Source organism: Chromohalobacter sp. HP20-39 (genome assembly GCF_033052815.1).
In the GTDB taxonomy this organism is placed as follows: domain Bacteria; phylum Pseudomonadota; class Gammaproteobacteria; order Pseudomonadales; family Halomonadaceae; genus Chromohalobacter.
Genome location: NZ_JAWHTP010000544.1, coordinates 1 through 282, shown reverse-complemented (window position 1 = coordinate 282; position 282 = coordinate 1). Strand labels below are relative to the sequence as shown.

Annotated in this window: 1 protein-coding gene; it reads left to right on the top strand. The window is 64.2% G+C overall.

Annotated features, from left to right (window positions below):
• On the top strand, positions 1-282 hold a 282-nt coding region (locus tag RVY79_RS19120), incomplete at both ends, for a carboxyl transferase domain-containing protein (protein ID WP_317466134.1).

Below are 282 nucleotides of genomic sequence, written 5' to 3'. Positions count from 1 at the left end.
CAACGGTCCGCTGGACCCGGCCGGCGCCACGAAGGTCGTGCACTTCATCCAGGCGTGCTGCCAGTCCGATACGCCGCTGCTGTACCTGCAAAACACCACGGGCTTCATCGTCGGCAAGCAGTCCGAGCAGGCGGGCATGATCAAGCACGGCTCGAAGATGATCCAGGCCATGGCCAATGCCACCGTGCCACGCATCACCGTGCATTGCGGTGCGTCGTTCGGGGCGGGCAACTACGGCATGTCGGGGCGCGGCTTCTTCCCAGATTTCTGCTTCAGTTGGCC